This window comes from Streptomyces sp. NPDC005266, from assembly GCF_040607655.1.
Lineage (GTDB): Bacteria > Actinomycetota > Actinomycetes > Streptomycetales > Streptomycetaceae > Streptomyces.
On the sequence record NZ_JBEXHC010000003.1, the window covers coordinates 147,471 to 163,374 of the forward strand.

Consider the following 15,904-nt stretch of genomic DNA (forward strand, 5'->3'; position numbering starts at 1 on the left):
GCGGCGAGCGGTCAGCGGGCGGCCAGCCCCGCCTCGCCCGCTTCGCGCATCGCGGCCAGCGGCGCGGGGGCGCGGCCCGTCATCTGCTCGACCTGGAGCACCGCCTGGTGAACCAGGAGGTCCAGCCCGCCGACGACCGCGCCGCCGCGCGCCGACCAGGCGCCGGCGAGGGCCGTCGGCCACGGGTCGTACAGGACGTCGAAGAGGGCGCCGGGACGGTCCGGCACGGACGCGGCGAGCGCGTCCGTCGTGCCCGCGGGGGTGGTGGCGATCACCAGCGGCGCACTGAACGCCTCTGCGGCGCTCCCCCAGTCCGCGGTGCGCACTCCGACGCCCAGCCGCTCGCCCCACTGCCGCATCTCGGCCGCGCGCGCGTCACTGCGGACGTACGCGGTGACCTCGCCGTCGCAGATCCGGGAGAGCGCGGCCAGGGCAGAGGAGGCCGTGGCGCCGGCGCCCAGCACGGCGGCGCGCTCCACGCGCTCCACGCCGCGCTCACTCAGCGCCGCCAGCATGCCCGGGATGTCTGTGTTGTCCCCGACGCGGCCGCCGTCCTCGGTGAAGACGACCGTGTTGACGGCCTCCACCGACGTCGCCGTGTCGCTGATCCGGTCCAGCAGCGGGATGACGGCACGCTTGAGCGGCATGGTCAGGGAGAGACCCGCCCAGGCCGCTCCCCCGGTCTCGTCGAGCCGCTTGAAGAAGGCCGGCAGACCGGCCTCGTCCACCTCGAAGCGGTCGTACGTCCAGCCGGTCAGCCCCAGCGCCGCGTACGCGGCGCGGTGCAGCACCGGGGACAGGGAGTGGGCGATCGGCGAGCCGAGCACCGCTGCCCTGCGGTTGTGCGACATTCTTTCCTCAGCCGTTCGTGCGCTGCTTGTTGAACTTGTCGACCCACTTCTGGTGTTCCGTGTAGGTCTTCGAGAATTGGCTCGTCTTGCCGTCGAGCGAGATGAAGTAATACCAGCCGTCGCTGGTCGGGTTCATCGCCGCCTTCAGCGCGTCCTGGCCCGGATTTCCGATCGGGCCGGGCGGCAGCCCCTGGTAAAAGTACGTGTTGTAGGGGTTGTTGTACTTCTTGATCTCATTGATCGGGATATCGATCTTGCTCTGGTTCTTGATGTAGTTGTAGGTGGAGTCGAATTCCAGCTTGCCGTTGGTCTCGGTGTTTCCGGGTTTGAGCCGGTTGTAGACGACCTCGGACATCTTGCGGAAGTCGTCGTGGGTGACGCCCTCCGCCTGGACCAGACTGGCCGCGGTGATCAGCTGCAGCGGGGACTTCAGGCCCAGCTCCTCGGCCTTGCCCTCCAGGTCCTGCTTCGCGTAGTTCTGCTTGGCGAGGGCGACCATCTTCCGCAGGACCTCCGCGGGCTTGGCGCCCTTGGCCACGCTGTAGCGGGACGGGTAGAGGAATCCTTCCAGCGGATCCTTGATCTTGGCGTTGTCATCGGCCCACGACGGCAGCCCGAGGCTCTTGACCTGCTTCTTGGCGACGCCCGCCGTGGTCCCCGCCTTCAGGCCGATCTTCTTGTCGATCGCCGCGTAGATCGCCGCGTCACGCATGCCCTCGGTGACGGTCAGGCCGTTGCTGCTGGCGGGGTCGAGCATCAGCTTGACCGCTGCCGCGCCGGACATCTCCTTGCGGAGCGTGTAGGAGCCCGGCTGGACGAACTTGCCGCTGTCCTCCACGGCCTGCACAAACGCACCGCTGCTCTTGACCACGCCCTTGTCGGCGAGGATGGTGCCGATCTGGGCGTTGCCCGAACCGCCGGGGATCTCCACCTCGACCTGGCCGGCGCCCTCACCGGCGTAGTCCGGCGCCGGGCCGAAGCGGGTCTGCCAGAAGTCGTACGCGTAGTAGCCGCCTCCGCCGACGGCACCCACCAGGACGACGGTGACGAAGAGACAGGCGACACCGCTGCGACGCTTGGGCTGCTTGCCGCTCCTGCCCTTCTTGCCGGTGCGCTCGCGGTCGTCGTCCTCGGCCTCATCGTCCGCCGTGACCCGGCCGCTTGGGCCGCTGCCGTTCAGGAAGAAGGGGTGGTCCTCCGCCTCCTGGTCGCCCTGGTCGTCTGCGGGGTCCTGAACTTCCTGAGGTTCCTGAAGCCGTCGCGTCTGCCGCGGCACCTGGTGCTCCTGAGGCACCGCGGGCATCGGCTGCGTATGCTGCGGCGCCTGCCCGGGCGCCGACGCCTGCTGCGGCACATGCGGCTGGCCCTGGTAGCCGTCCTGGCCGGCGTAGTAGTCGCCGTGCCCGCCCGGCACGCCCTGTCCCGTGCCGTAGGGGTCGTGCGGGTCTATGCCTCCGTACGAGCCGTCCCAGCCGCCGCCCGCGTAGTCCTGCTGCGGATAGCCGCCGTTCTGGCCGTTCCACTGAGGCTGAGGCTGCTGCTGATAGGGGTGGGGTTCCCGCTGGTATCCGTCCGGGTACTGCTGGTGCCCGTACGGATCCTGCCCGTAGGGCTCCTGGCCGTATGCGCCCTGGCTGCCGTAGGGGTCCTGCGGGTCCTGCGCGTAGGGGTCCTGCGCGTAGGGGTCCTGACCGGCCACCGTCTGGTGCCCACCCCAGCCCTGGTCCCCGTACAGCGGGTCATCAGGATGCCACGGTTGGGAGCCGGGACCCCGGCCGTACTCAGTCATCGAACCCCTAGCGACGGTGGTGGCGGCCGTGAGGTGTGCTTGGCACGGGCAACGGCTGCCGTGTCGCGCGGAACGTTACCGTATCGCGATCAGATGACCACTTCGACGGCCTCTCCCGGCGCCCTGCCCGAGGCCCGCTCGGCCTCCAGCGCACTCTGGAGGATGACGACAGCGGCTGCCTGGTCAACTACCGAACGGCCCTTTTTCGACGTCACACCAGAAGCCCGCAGTCCGTGGGCCGCTGTGACAGTCGTCATACGCTCGTCGACCAGCCGCACCGGCACCGGTGCGACGCGTCTGGCCAACTCCCGCGCGAAGGTGCGCACTTTGGCCGCGGCCGGCCCCTCGCGCCCGCTGAGCGAGCGCGGCAGGCCGACCACCACCTCGATGGGCTCGTACTCCTCGACGATCGCCACCAACCGCTTGTGAGCTGCCGGGATGTCACGTCCCGGCACGGTCTCCACGGGGGTGGCGAGGATCCCGTCGGGGTCGCACGAGGCGACCCCGATCCTGGCGTCCCCGACGTCGATGGCGATGCGCCTGCCGCGTCGCACGGCTACAGGGCCGATTCCGCGACGAGCCGCTCGACGGCCTCGATGGCCTCGCCGACGGCCTCCGGGTTCTGGCCGCCGCCCTGGGCGACGTCCGGCTTGCCGCCGCCCCCGCCGCCCAGCGTCTTGGCGGCGGTACGGACCAGCTCGCCGGCCTTGAGGCCGCGCTCGCGGGCCGCCGCGTTGGTGGCGATGACGGTCAGCGGACGGCCGTTCGCGACGGTGAAGAGGGCGACGACGGCCGGGCGGTCGACGGCCCCCGACAGTTGATCCAGCCGCCCGCGAACGTCCAGGACGAGCTTGCGCAGATCGTCGGCGGAGGTGCCGTCCGGCACCCGGGCGGCGACCAGGGCCACGCCCCGTACGTCCTTGGCGCCCGCGGCGAGCCCGGCGGCGGCCTGCAGCACCTTCTCGGCGCGGAACCGCTCGATCTCCTTCTCGGCCTCCTTGAGCTTGGCGAGCATCCCGGAGATCTTCTCCGGAAGCTCCTCCGGGCGGCCCTTGACGAGGTCGGTGAGGCGCGAGACGACGGTGTGCTCCCGGGCGAGGAAGTTGTAGGCGTCCACGCCCACCAGGGCCTCGACGCGGCGTACGCCGGAGCCGATGGAGGACTCGCCGAGCAGCTTCACCAGACCCAGCTGGGCGGTGTTGTGCACATGCGTGCCACCGCACAGCTCCTTGGAGAAGTCGCCGATGGTCACCACGCGTACCCGGTCGCCGTACTTCTCGCCGAACTCGGCGATGGCGCCCTGCTTCTTGGCCTCGTCCATGCTCATCACCTCGGCGGTGACGTCGAGCTCATGGGAGAGCACCTCGTTGATCTTCTGCTCGACGTCGGTGAGCACCGTGCCGGGCACGGCGGCCGGCGAGCCGAAGTCGAAGCGGAAACGGCCGGGCGAGTTCTCCGAGCCGGCCTGGGCCGCGGTCGGGCCCAGGGCGTCGCGCAGCGCCTGGTGGGTGAGGTGGGTGGCGCTGTGGGCCCGGGCGATGGCGCGCCGGCGGGCAACGTCGATCTGGGCGTACGCGCCGGAGCCGACCGTCACCTCGCCGACCTGGACGACGCCCTTGTGCACGCTGACGCCGGGCACCGGCTGCTGGACGTCCCGCACCTCGACGACGGCGCCGGTGTCCAGCCTGATCCGGCCGGTGTCGGCGAGCTGGCCGCCGCCCTCCGCGTAGAACGGGGTGCGGTCCAGGACGACCTCGACCTCGTCGCCCTCGGAGGCGGCGGGCGAGGAGACCCCGTCGACCAGCAGACCGACGACGGTGGACTCGCCCTCGGTGTCGGAGTAGCCGGTGAAGACGGTCGAGCCGGAGGTGTCGGCGACCTCGCGGTAGGCGGAAAGGTCGGCGTGGCCGGTCTTCTTGGCCTTGGCGTCGGCCTTGGCCCGCTCCCGCTGCTCCTTCATCAGCCTGCGGAAGCCCGCCTCGTCCACGCTCAGGCCCTGTTCGGCGGCCATCTCGAGGGTGAGGTCGATCGGGAAGCCCCAGGTGTCATGGAGCAGGAACGCCTTGTCGCCGGGGAGCACCGTGCCGCCGGCGGCCTTGGTGTCGGAGACGGCGGTGTCGAGGATGTTGGTGCCGGCCTTCAGCGTCTTCAGGAAGGCCGACTCCTCGGCGAGGGCGACGGTCTCGATGCGCTTGCGGTCGGTCAGCAGCTCCGGGTACTGCTGGCCCATCGTCTTCAGGACGACGTCGACGAGCTCGCCGACGACCGGCTCGGTGGCGCCGAGGATGCGCATGTTGCGGATGGCGCGGCGCATGATGCGGCGCAGCACATAGCCGCGGCCCTCGTTGCCGGGAGTCACGCCGTCGCCGATGAGCATGACGGAGGTGCGCATGTGGTCGGCGACCACGCGCAGCGAGACATCGCTGTCATGGGTGGCGCCGTAGGCGACCCCGGTCAGCTCGGTGGCCTTGTCCATGACGACGCGCAGCGTGTCGGTCTCGTACATGTTGCGCACGCCCTGCAGGATCATCGCGAGGCGCTCGAGGCCGAGGCCGGTGTCGATGTTCTTGCTGGGCAGCTCGCCGAGGATCGGGAAGTTCTCCTTGCCCTCGCCCGGACCCCGCTCGTACTGCATGAAGACCAGGTTCCAGATCTCCACGTAGCGCTCGTCGTTGACCGCCGGGCCGCCCTCTTCGCCGAATTCGGGGCCGCGGTCGTAGTTGATCTCCGAGCAGGGGCCGCAGGGGCCAGGGACGCCCATGGACCAGTAGTTCGGGCCCATGCCCAGGCGCTGGATGCGCGTCGAGGGGACGCCGATGACCTCGCGCCAGATGCGCTCGGCCTCTTCGTCCTGCTCGTAGACGGTGATCCACAGCCGCTCGGGGTCAAGGCCGTAGCCACCCTCCTCCACCGAGCTGGTCAGCAGCTCCCAGGCGAAGGTGATGGCGCCTTCCTTGAAGTAGTCGCCGAACGAGAAGTTCCCGCACATCTGGAAGAAGGTGCCGTGGCGGGTGGTCTTGCCGACCTCTTCGATGTCCGGGGTGCGCACGCACTTCTGCACGCTGACGGCCCGGTCGAAGGGCGGCTTGACCTCGCCGAGGAAGTACGGCTTGAAGGGGACCATGCCCGCGGGGACCAGCAGCAGCGTCGGGTCGTCCGCGATGAGCGACGCCGACGGCACGACGGTGTGCCCGCGCGCTTCGAAGAAGCGCAGCCAGCGGCGGCGGATTTCAGCCGACTCCATCAGTGGTCCTCATTTCCGGCTTTGTGGGGGTTGTAGGGGTAGGTGCGGGTGAGCTGGGCGCGGCCGCGCTGGGCGGGCAGCTGCTTCCTCCCGTTCGGGGGCGCCGCGGTGAGGCCGAGCGCGTCCTTGAGCGCCTCCTCGCGGTCGGCCATGCCGTCCCGTACGTCGAGCGCGAAGAGCTTGATCCGCCGGCCCGCGAGCACCGCGCGGTCGGCGGCCCGCGCCGCCAGGCTCTCCGGTGTGAGCTGGTTGAGCTTGCGGTTGACCTTGGTGGTGGCCCATACACCGGCGGCGACGCCGGTGGTGAACCAGAATGTGCGGCGGAACATCCGGTCTGTCAGCCCTTCGATCCACGGTTGCGACGGCCGCCCCGGCGGGCGGACGGCAGGGACTTGCCGATGACGACGGTGCGCGCGGGTTCTTCCTCCGGGCGCCCCTTGCGGCCGATGGCGCGCCGTACGCCGTAGCCGAACGCGGCCACCTTGACCAGCGGGCCGCCGAAGGCGGTGGAGACGGTCGAGGAGAGCGCGGAGGCGTTGGAGGTGACCTCCTGGACGTCCGCCGCGATCGAGTCCACGCGAGCGAGCTGGGTATTGGCCGAGCGCACGGTCGCGGATGCCTCGCTGAGCAGCGGAACCGCCTGGTCGGTGACCTCTTCCACCAGCTTGGTGGCCGCCTTGAGCGTCTGCGCCAGCCTCACCAGCGCGAGGGCAAGGAAGGACACGAGGATCGCCCAGAAGACGGCCACAAGGATCCCGGCCACCTCTCCACCGGACACGTTGCACCGCTCCCTGCTGCCGCTCGTCGTCGGTCGTCGTTGTCTGTCGTCGTTCTGGTCGTTTGTCACCCGTCGCTCTCGGGCGGTCATCCGGGTGCGGGCGGCAGGTATCGACCTTATCGCGCCGGGCACGCCCTCTCGAAACGGAATTGGCGGCGGTCCGGGCCGGGTGATCAAACAGCCCGCGGGTTCCCCGTCGACCCATGTCGAAGGGGAACCCGCGGGCTTGTTCGCGTATGTCCGGTCCGCTGGATCAGCGGGCGTAGTACTCGACGACGAGCTGCTCGTCGCAGATCACCGGGATCTCCTTGCGGTTGGGGTCCCGGTCCAGCCGGAAGGCGAGCGCCTTCAGGTTGACCTGCAGGTAGCGCGGGGTCTCGCCGTCGGGGGCGTAGCCGCCCTCACGGGCCACCTGGAACGGGTGCTTCTCGCGGCTGCGCTCGCGGACCATCACCACGTCGTCCGGGCGGACCCGGAAGGAGGGCTTGTCGACCTTGCGGCCGTTGACCTCGATGTGGCCGTGGACCACCATCTGGCGGGCCTGGTAGATGGTGCGGGCGATACCGGACCGCAGGACGAGCGCGTCCAGACGACGCTCAAGCTCGATGACCAGGGCCTCACCCGTCTTGCCTCCGGCCTTGCGAGCGCGGTCATAGGCACGGGCCATCTGGCGCTCGCTGATGTCGTACTGAGCGCGCAGACGCTGCTTCTCCAGCAGCCGGACCTTGTAGTCACTGGTCTGCTTGCGACCACGGCCGTGCTCACCCGGCGGGTACGGGCGGGCCTCGAAGTACTTGACGGCCTTCGGGGTCAGCGCGATGCCGAGCGCCCGCGACTTCTTGACCTTGGGACGCGACTGGTTCACGTGGAACGAACCTCCATGTAAGTTAGGTGAGCCTTACCTTAGCCGAGGAGAACGCATGTTTCGACCTGGGATCCCCCTGCCCAGCACTGGTCAGAGCGCCGAGGAGGGTCAGCCGCGTCCCGTGGAAATCACCCTGCGGCCGACGCCGGCAGAGCGCGTACGTACTCTCGTTGAATCCAAGGCTACGGCGTCATTGACGATTCCCGGAAACGAGCCCCTGGACGAACTCGGTACGGACGGTCCCGCCGCCCGTACCGTCACCCCCGACGGCGATGTGCTCCTGCTGGTGCCCGGCGGCTCACCCGCCGCGCGTGCCGCGGCGTACGCCCAGGACGACGATCTGACCTGCGTGATGGAGATCACGGACGTCGCCCCCGTGGCCATGCCCCACCGGATCCGCGGCCGCGCCTGGGTCGCCGGCTGGCTCACCCCCGTACGCGGCGCCGAGCGCGCGGCGAGCGCGGCCCTGCTGGCCCAGCGCCATCCGGTCGGCGAGCTGCTCGGCATCGAAGACGCCCTGCGGCCCGACCCCGGACCGGCCGGGCGGACCGCATGGATGCTGCTGCGGCTGGAGGTCGCCGAGGCGTCGGTGGACGACCTGTGGGGCGCGGACGGCGTCGAGCCGGAGGACTTCGCGACGGCCACCCCCGACCCGCTCGCCCCGCACGAGGCCGACCTCCTCCAGCATCTGCACGCGGCCCACATCGACCAGGTGCGCGGCCTGTGCGCCCTGCTCGGCGAGCGCTCGGCGGTGGTCTGCACCCGGGGCCCGGCGATTCCCGTGGCCCTGGACCGCTTCGGCCTCCGGGTCCGCTTCACCGACGACGCCGGCCAGCCGTTCGACGCCCGCTTCGACTTCCCGGAGCCGGTACGGAACGTCTCCGGGCTGAGGCGGGCGATGCACACGCTCTTCGATGCGGCCGACCCCTCTTTTTAGGGCTCTTTTTAGGGCTCGGTTCTCCCCCCGCTACCGCTGGGAGGTGCCCCCGCCGGGGCGCTCAAGCCCCTGTCGACGGTCGACCGTGGTCGGCCCTCCGTCCACGCGGCGGTAGCCGCATATCGATCGCAGCCTCAGGGCCTCCGCGCGCTCTCCCTTTCGACAGCGGCGCGCCCCTTCGGCTGACTCGCCGGCTACCGTCGGCGGACCGCTACGCCTCCGGCTGCGCGGCACCGCGCAGCCGGGCCCGCACCCGCTCCACGACATCCGCGTAGCGCGCCTCCGCCCCATAGCGCGTCGGCTCGTAATACCGCTTGCCGTGGATCTTGTCCGGTGCGTACTGCTGCGCGGCGATGCCGCCTGGCAGGTCGTGCGGGTAGAGATACCCCTGCGCATGGCCCAGCTTCTGGGCGCCCTTGTAGTGCCCGTCGCGCAGATGCGGCGGCACCGGCCCCGCGAGCCCCGCCCGCACATCGGCCAGCGCCGCGCCGATCGCCGTGGTGGCGGCGTTGGACTTGGGCGCGAGCGCCAGCGCGATGGTGGCGTGGCTGAGGGTGAGCGCGGCTTCCGGGAAGCCGATCAGCGCGACCGCCTGCGCCGCCGCCACGGCGGTGGGCAGGGCGGTCGGATCGGCGAGCCCGATGTCCTCGCTCGCCGAGATCATCAGCCGGCGGGCGATGAACCGGGGGTCCTCGCCCGCCTCGATCATGCGGGCCAGATAGTGCAGCGCCGCGTCCACGTCCGAGCCCCGGATGGACTTGATGAGGGCGCTCGCCACGTCGTAGTGCTGGTCGCCCGCGCGGTCGTACTTCACCGCGGCCCGGTCGACCGCCTCCTCCAGCGAGGTGAGCGTGATCTCGTCCTCGCTCTTGGCCATGGCCGCGCCCGCGCCCGCCTCCAGCGCGGTCAGCGCCCGCCGGGCGTCCCCGCCCGCGATCCGCAGCAGATGGGCCTCGGCCTCCTCGGGGAGGGTGACCGCGCCGCCGAGTCCGCGCTCGTCGGCGAGGGCGCGGCGCAGCAGCCCGCGCAGATCCTCGTCGGTCAGCGGCTCCAGGGTGAGCAGCAGCGAGCGGGAGAGCAACGGGGAGATCACCGAGAAGTACGGATTCTCCGTGGTGGCCGCGATCAGCGTCACCCAGCGGTTCTCGACGGCGGGCAGCAGCGAGTCCTGCTGGGCCTTGCTGAAGCGATGGATCTCGTCCAGGAAGAGCACGGTCTCCCGCCCGTACGCCCCCGAGGAGCGGCGCGCGCCGTCGATGACGGCGCGGACCTCCTTGACCCCCGCGGTAATCGCCGACAGCTCGACGAAGCGCTTCTGGGTGGCCTGGCTGACCACGTACGCCAGTGTCGTCTTGCCGATGCCGGGCGGGCCCCACAGGATGACCGAGGACGGTCCCGCCGGACCGCCGCTGCCCTCGCCGACGAGACGGCGCAGCGGGGATCCGGGGCGCAGCAGATGCTGCTGGCCCACGACCTCGTCAAGGGTGCGCGGGCGCATCCGCACGGCCAGCGGGCTGCTGGCCGGGTCCTTCTCCTGGCGGTCCTCCGCGGCGGCGGTGAACAGGTCTGGCTCCACCCCGGAAGCCTATGACACCGCACTGACAGCGCCGCCGGGACGGCGGCGCTGTCAGTGCGGTGGATCACATGCCTAAGCGGTTACGGCGAAGTCAAGTGCTGATCCTTCTCGGCGTCCAAGCCCTCGGCCAGGCCGAACGGCGAGGGATCAGCGGCGCACTTCACCGCATCCGCTTAGCCCTGGGCCCCGGTCCAGAAGTCCCACCAGCGGGTCAGGATCAGCATCCCGATGACGCCGATCCACATCACCGGCACCACCCAGTGGAACTCCAGGAGCCCGCGCCGCAGCCCGGCCGGCGCCGGGAGATAGCCGTGCTTGAGGTTGTGGCCGGTGACGTAGCAGAACATCACGATGGTGGCGACCCAGGCCAGGCAGCACCACAGGCACAGGTTGCCGATGACGTACAGCGACTCGTACTGGAGCCAGGTCACGAATCCGACGCCGAAGAGCGTGCCCGCGTTGAACGTCAGCCAGTACCAGCGGGGGAAGCGGGCCCCGGCCAGCAGTGACATGCCCACGCAGATCACCATGCCGTAGGCGACCAGGCCGAGCATCGGGTTCGGGAAGCCGAACGCCTGGGCCTGGTCGCTCTCCATGATGTTGCCGCAGGAGACGACCGGGTTGAGGCTGCAGCCGGGGGTGAAGACCTTGCCGTCGGCCTTGTACTCAAGGATCTTGTTCTTGTCGATCGTGATGACCCAGGCAGCGAGCAGCCCGAGCGCACCGGTGATCACGAGCAGGAGGGCGAAGGCACGGCCGCCTCCCGTCACGGCCCGCGCGCTCTCCCGCGCCTCGCCGGACTCCACGTCGTCCATCACTGTCGTCGCCATATCGCCGTCCGTCGCCCTCCACTGTGTCCAGCCCCGTCGGGCACGGCCATTGTGCCGCACCCGGCACCGCCGCACTGCCCCCTTATCACGGCCGTGCCATCATCCCGGGTCCCCCGTTCGGCGGACATAAGGATGGCCGCCCGGCCGTCCCCCGGAACCGCCCCGGGGAGCGAGGATCGTAGCCATGACACAACAAGCGGTGCGGGTCGCGGACTGCGCGAGCGGTACGGCGCGGTTACCGCACCGGACGGCGTTGACCTGGGCATCCGGCAGGGCGAGGGGTTCGGGAACCTGGGCCCCAACGGGGCGGGCAGAGCACGACGGTGGAGATCCTCCAGGGGCATCGGGCGCGGGACAGGGGCGAGGTCTCGGTGCTGGGCCGGGATCCCGCCACCGCGGGGCGCGAGTGGCGTACCCGGGTCGGCATCATTTGGCAGGATGACTCCGCCCCCGCCGAGTTGACGGTGGGTGAGACGGTGCGGCACTTCGCCCGCTACCACCCCCGGCCGCGCGACCCGGACGAGGTCATCGCACTGGTCGGGCCGAAGGAGAAGACCGGCAGCCGGATCAAGGTCCGTGAGCCCGCGCGGCAGGGCGCGCGGGCTCACCGGCGCGGTCAGCCCAGCTTGGCCCGCACGGTGCTGACGACCTCGGCGAGCGGCACGGCGGTCTGCTCGCCGGACTCCATGTCCTTCAGCTGGACCACGCCCTCGGCGAAGTCCCGCTCGCCCGCCACGATCGCGTACCGCGCACCGCTGCGGTTGGCCGCCTTCATGGCCGCTTTGAGGCCCTTGCCGCCGTACGCGAAGTCCGTGGCGACTCCCGCCTTGCGCAGCTCGGTGACCACACCGAAGAGGATCTTCCGGGCCTCCTCCCCCAGCGGCACCGCGAAGACGCTGGTGGCGTCGGGGAGGTCCAGCTCGATCCCCTCGGCCTCGAGCGCCAGCACCGTACGGTCCACGCCGAGCGCCCAGCCCACCGAGGGCAGCGCCGGGCCACCGATCATCTCGGACAGGCCGTCGTAGCGTCCACCGCCGCCGACCGCGGACTGCGAGCCGAGGCCGTCGTGGACGAACTCGAAGGTGGTGCGGGTGTAGTAGTCCAGGCCGCGGACCAGCTTCGGGTCGTCCTCGAACTCCACGCCCTGCACGGTGATCAGCTCGCGGACCTCCGCGTGGTACGCCTTGCACGCCTGGCACAGATAGTCCTGCAGCAGGGGGGCGTCGAGCAGCTGCCTCTGCACCGCGTCGCGCTTGTCGTCGAGCACCCGCAGCGGGTTGATGTCGATGCGCCGCCGGGTGTCCTCGTCAAGGTCCAGCCCGCGCAGGAAGTCCTGGAGGGCGGCCCGGTAGACGGGGCGGCACTCGGCGTCGCCCAGCGAGTTCAGCAGGATCCGGAAGTCGCGCAGCCCCAGCGACCGGTAGGCGTCGTGGGCCAGGATGATCAGCTCGGCGTCCAGCGCCGGGTCCTCGGCGCCGATCGCTTCCGCGCCGACCTGTGAGAAGTGCCGGTAGCGGCCCTTCTGCGGCCGCTCGTAGCGGTAGTACGAGCCCGAGTACCAGAGCTTGACCGGCAGGGATCCGGCCTTGTGCAGATTCGCCTCCAGGGCGGCGCGCAGCACCGAGGCGGTGCCCTCGGGGCGCAGCGCGAGCTCGTCGCCGCCCTTGGTGGTGAGGGTGTACATCTCCTTGGTCACGATGTCGGTGGACTCGCCGACACCGCGCGCGAAGAGCTCGACGTTCTCGAAACCGGGGGTCTCGACATAGCCGTACCCGGACCGCCGAAGCGGCGCGGAGAGCGCCTCGCGCACCGCGAGATAGGTCGCGGAGACCGGCGGGATCAGGTCATACGTGCCCTTGGGGGCCTTGAAGGTGCTCAACGTTACGTCTCTCGTCACATTCCTCGTCGCGGAGCCGGCTCGTGCACGCCGCCTCCGAGGCCGGCGGCCACCTCCCGCAGATACGGGTTGGTGACGCGCTCCCGGCCGATGCTGGTCTTGGGGCCATGGCCGGACAGCACCACCGTCGAGTCGTCGAGCGGCAGGCACACACGGGCCAGCGACTGGAGTATCTCGGCGTGGTCGCCGCCGGGCAGATCGGTGCGTCCGATGGAGCCGGCGAAGAGCAGATCGCCCGAGAAGAAGACGGACGGGATGTCCGCCTGCTCGGGCATCCGGAACGTCACCGACCCCTTGGTATGGCCCGGGGCGTGCGCGACGGAGAACTCCATCCCGGCCAGTCTCAGCTCGGCGCCGTCGGCCAGCTCCCTGACGTCGTCCGGCTCGCCCACGGTCAGCTCGCCCATCAGCGGCATGCCGATGGAGCGGCCGAGCGCCTTCTCGGGGTCGCTCATCATGAACCGGTCGGACGGGTGGATCCAGGCCGGTACGTCATGGGCGCCGCAGACCGGGACGACCGAGGCGACATGGTCGATGTGGCCGTGGGTGAGGACCACGGCGACGGGCTTGAGCCGATGCTTGGCGACCGCCTCCTCGACGCCTTGGGCCGCCTGATGGCCCGGGTCGATGATCACGCACTCCTCACCGGCGGCGGGGGCGACCAGATAGCAGTTGGTCCCCCAGGCCCCGGCGGGGAACCCGGCAATGAGCACGATCGTCCTTAAAAGTCGTCCGGCGGAAGAATGTCGGCAGCTCCAGAGCCTACCGGCGGCGGCCCCGGCACAGCGAACCCGTATACGGTACGGCCGAGCCCTCACACATCACAGCGACGGCATACGCCATGAGGAGACGACCCGGTGGTCAGTAACGAGCAGCGGCGGCGGCAACTCGCCCGGGAGAAGTACCTTCGTCAGCAGCAGCGCCGCCAGACGGCCCGGGCCAAGGCGAAGCGCCGCAATGTGGTGATCGCCTCCGTGCTGGCCGTGGTGCTGGCCGGCGGCGGTGCCGTGGCGGCCACCGGCGCGCTGTCCGGGAACGGCAAGGGCAAGAAGAAGGACGACGCCGCCGCGTCCGCTACCCCCTCGGCCTCCCCCACCACCAAGGCGCCCGACCCCTGCGCGAAGGGCGCGAAGGCCGCCAAGGGCAAGAAGCCGAAGAAGATGTCGTGGAAGAAGGAGCCCCCGGTCGCCATCGACAAGGCGGCCTCGTACACGATGAAGCTCGAGACGACCTGCGGGGACATCCCCATTGACCTGAACGCGGCGAAGGCGCCGCACACGGTCAACTCGTTCGACTTCCTGGCCAAGAAGGGCTACTTCGACCACACGAAGTGCCACCGGCTGGTCAACCAGGGGATCTATGTGCTGCAGTGCGGTGATCCGCAGGGCACCGGCGCGGGCGGCCCCGGCTACACCGTCCCGGACGAGAATCTGAAGGACCCCTCGCTCAAGGGAGGCAAGTACCCGGCCGGCACGGTCGCGATGGCGAACCGGTACAACGCGCAGACCAAGAAGGGCCGCAACACCGGCGGCAGTCAGTTCTTCCTCGTCTACCAGGAGAGCGACCTCCCGCCCCACTACACGCCCTTCGGCACGGTCGGCAAGGACGGCATGAAGGTCCTGAAGAAGATCGCGAACGCCGGAGCGGCTCCCCCGGACCGGACGATGAACACCGCGCCGAACGCCACCGTGGTGATCAACAAGGCGACGGTCACCACGTCCTGAGGTCGCTGACGTGCGTACTGCGAAATTTCGGTCGCGCAGGATACGGACAGCCGGGGCACGGTTCGCCTATGTTGGCGTTGTGTAGACCGGCCAGGGTGCTGCCCGGCCGGAAGAAACTGTGGACGATGCCCGCGGGCCGCGCGCCCGCCCGGCATCATGTGGAGGAGGCGCTGTGAGCAGCGAGCCTTGGGGCCGCGTCGACGAGGCGGGGACCGTGTACGTGCGTACGGCCGACGGTGAGCAGGTCGTCGGGTCGTGGCAGGCGGGATCGCCGGAAGAGGCTCTCGCCTACTTCGAGCGCAAGTACGACGGTCTGGTCGTCGAGATCGGCCTCCTCGAGCGCCGGGTCAAGACCACCGATCTGTCGGCCAAGGACGCGACGGCGGCCATCGAGCACATCCGGCACCAGGTCGACGACCACCATGTGGTCGGCGACCTGGACGCGCTGAGGAAGCGGCTCGACAAGCTCGCCGGGGACGTCGAAGCGCGCCGCGAGCGGCGCCGGGCGGCCAAGGCGCACCAGGCCGACGAGGCCCGCAGGGCCAAGGAGGAGCTGGTCGCCGAGGCCGAGGAACTGGCCGCCAGCGAGCAGTGGCGGGCGGCCGGAGAGCGGCTGCGTGCCCTGGTCGACACCTGGAAGGGCCTGCCGCGCCTCGACCGCAAGACGGACGACGAGCTGTGGCACCGCTTCTCACACGCCCGCTCGGCGTTCTCCAAGCGGCGCAAGGCGCACTTCGCGGCGCTGGACGCACAGCGCGAGGAGGCCCGCCAGACCAAGGAGAAGCTGGTCGCGGAGGCCGAGGCGCTGTCCGGCTCCACCGACTGGGGCCCGACCGCGGCCCGGTACCGGGAGCTGATGTCGGACTGGAAGGCCGCGGGCCGCGCCCAGCGCGAGGCCGAGGACGACCTGTGGAACCGCTTCCGCGGAGCGCAGGACATCTTCTTCCAGGCCCGCAGCGAGATCTTCGCGGAGCGCGACGCCGAGCAGCGGGAGAACCTCACCCGCAAGGAGGAGCTGGTCGTCGAGGCCGAGAAGCTGCTGCCCGTTTCCGATCTGAAGGCGGCCCGCGCGGGCTTCCGGTCGATCAACGAGCGGTGGGAGGCCATCGGCCATGTCCCGCGTGACGCCCGCGCCCGCATCGAGGGCCGGCTCCACGCGGTCGAGCGTGCCATCCAGGAGGCCGAGGACGTCGAGTGGCGCCGCACCAACCCGGAGGCCCGGGCCCGCGCCCAGGGTCTCACCGGCCAGCTCCAGGACGCCGTCGACAAGCTGCGTTCCCAGATCGACGCGGCCCGCGCGGGGGGCAACAACGCCAAGGCGGACAAGCTCGCCAAGGAGCTCGAGGGCCGCCAGGCGCTGCTGGACCAGGCGATGAAGGGCCTGGAGGAGTTCGGCGGCTGAAGCCGGCCGGC

General features: G+C 70.5%; 14 protein-coding genes and 1 pseudogene. 4 read left to right on the top strand and 11 right to left on the bottom strand.

Annotated elements, in window-relative coordinates:
• Positions 1–11 precede the first annotated feature (11 nt).
• From ABZU99_RS06995 to rpsD, 7 genes are all read right to left on the bottom strand, one after another.
• Positions 12–851 carry a shikimate dehydrogenase gene (locus ABZU99_RS06995; RefSeq protein WP_355941220.1) on the bottom strand — a complete coding sequence of 280 codons (840 nt, stop codon included), beginning with the start codon at positions 849–851 and terminating at the stop codon, positions 12–14.
• A 7-nt stretch (positions 852–858) separates the two neighbouring features.
• Positions 859–2,640 carry an endolytic transglycosylase MltG gene (gene mltG, locus ABZU99_RS07000; protein WP_356043576.1) on the bottom strand — a complete coding sequence of 594 codons (1,782 nt, stop codon included), beginning with the start codon at positions 2,638–2,640 and terminating at the stop codon, positions 859–861.
• A gap of 89 nt (positions 2,641–2,729) precedes the next feature.
• Complete coding sequence (gene ruvX, locus ABZU99_RS07005) at positions 2,730–3,194, bottom strand: Holliday junction resolvase RuvX (RefSeq protein ID WP_355941215.1); 465 nt, start codon at positions 3,192–3,194, stop codon at positions 2,730–2,732.
• Positions 3,195–3,196: 2 nt separating this feature from the next.
• Positions 3,197–5,884 carry an alanine--tRNA ligase gene (gene alaS / locus ABZU99_RS07010; protein WP_356043579.1) on the bottom strand — a complete coding sequence of 896 codons (2,688 nt, stop codon included), beginning with the start codon at positions 5,882–5,884 and terminating at the stop codon, positions 3,197–3,199.
• Positions 5,884–6,213, bottom strand: a complete 330-nt coding sequence (locus tag ABZU99_RS07015) for a DUF6167 family protein (protein ID WP_355941209.1) — start codon at positions 6,211–6,213, stop codon at positions 5,884–5,886. Before ABZU99_RS07015 ends, alaS begins: the two co-directional genes overlap by 1 nt.
• 8 nt (positions 6,214–6,221) lie before the next feature.
• Positions 6,222–6,662 carry a DUF948 domain-containing protein gene (locus ABZU99_RS07020; protein ID WP_355941206.1) on the bottom strand — a complete coding sequence of 147 codons (441 nt, stop codon included), beginning with the start codon at positions 6,660–6,662 and terminating at the stop codon, positions 6,222–6,224.
• Between the two features lie 253 nt (positions 6,663–6,915).
• Positions 6,916–7,527 (bottom strand): 30S ribosomal protein S4, encoded by a 612-nt coding sequence (rpsD, locus tag ABZU99_RS07025; protein ID WP_355941203.1) that lies wholly within the window; start codon positions 7,525–7,527, stop codon positions 6,916–6,918.
• Between the two features lie 55 nt (positions 7,528–7,582).
• Between rpsD and ABZU99_RS07030 the strand changes: the two genes are divergently transcribed.
• On the top strand, positions 7,583–8,464 hold the full coding sequence (locus ABZU99_RS07030; protein WP_356043582.1) for a DUF2470 domain-containing protein: 882 nt from the start codon (positions 7,583–7,585) through the stop codon (positions 8,462–8,464).
• Between the two features lie 211 nt (positions 8,465–8,675).
• On the opposite strand, the gene ABZU99_RS07035 is transcribed toward ABZU99_RS07030, so the two are convergent.
• The gene (locus ABZU99_RS07035) at positions 8,676–10,040 is read right to left on the bottom strand and encodes a replication-associated recombination protein A (protein ID WP_355941196.1); all 1,365 of its coding nucleotides are present in this window, start codon (positions 10,038–10,040) and stop codon (positions 8,676–8,678) included.
• Positions 10,041–10,213: 173 nt separating this feature from the next.
• On the bottom strand, positions 10,214–10,855 hold the full coding sequence (locus ABZU99_RS07040) for a vitamin K epoxide reductase family protein (protein ID WP_355941550.1): 642 nt from the start codon (positions 10,853–10,855) through the stop codon (positions 10,214–10,216).
• Positions 10,856–11,083: 228 nt separating this feature from the next.
• Between ABZU99_RS07040 and ABZU99_RS07045 the strand changes: the two are divergent.
• A pseudogene (locus ABZU99_RS07045) lies at positions 11,084–11,442 on the top strand (ATP-binding cassette domain-containing protein); the annotation flags it as partial.
• 44 nt (positions 11,443–11,486) lie between these two features.
• On the opposite strand, the gene hisS reads toward ABZU99_RS07045, so the two are convergent.
• Both hisS and ABZU99_RS07055 read right to left on the bottom strand, forming a co-directional pair.
• Complete coding sequence (gene hisS, locus ABZU99_RS07050; RefSeq protein ID WP_355941193.1) at positions 11,487–12,749, bottom strand: histidine--tRNA ligase; 1,263 nt, start codon at positions 12,747–12,749, stop codon at positions 11,487–11,489.
• Between the two features lie 14 nt (positions 12,750–12,763).
• Positions 12,764–13,480 carry an MBL fold metallo-hydrolase gene (locus ABZU99_RS07055; protein WP_356043586.1) on the bottom strand — a complete coding sequence of 239 codons (717 nt, stop codon included), beginning with the start codon at positions 13,478–13,480 and terminating at the stop codon, positions 12,764–12,766.
• A gap of 144 nt (positions 13,481–13,624) precedes the next feature.
• Here ABZU99_RS07055 and ABZU99_RS07060 point away from each other — a divergent pair, with 144 nt between their 5' ends.
• Both ABZU99_RS07060 and ABZU99_RS07065 read left to right on the top strand, forming a co-directional pair.
• Complete coding sequence (locus ABZU99_RS07060) at positions 13,625–14,491, top strand: peptidylprolyl isomerase (RefSeq protein ID WP_356043589.1); 867 nt, start codon at positions 13,625–13,627, stop codon at positions 14,489–14,491.
• 172 nt (positions 14,492–14,663) lie between these two features.
• A complete protein-coding gene (locus tag ABZU99_RS07065) occupies positions 14,664–15,893 on the top strand; it encodes a DUF349 domain-containing protein (RefSeq protein ID WP_355941185.1) in 1,230 nt (409 codons plus the stop codon).
• Positions 15,894–15,904: the final 11 nt, after the last annotated feature.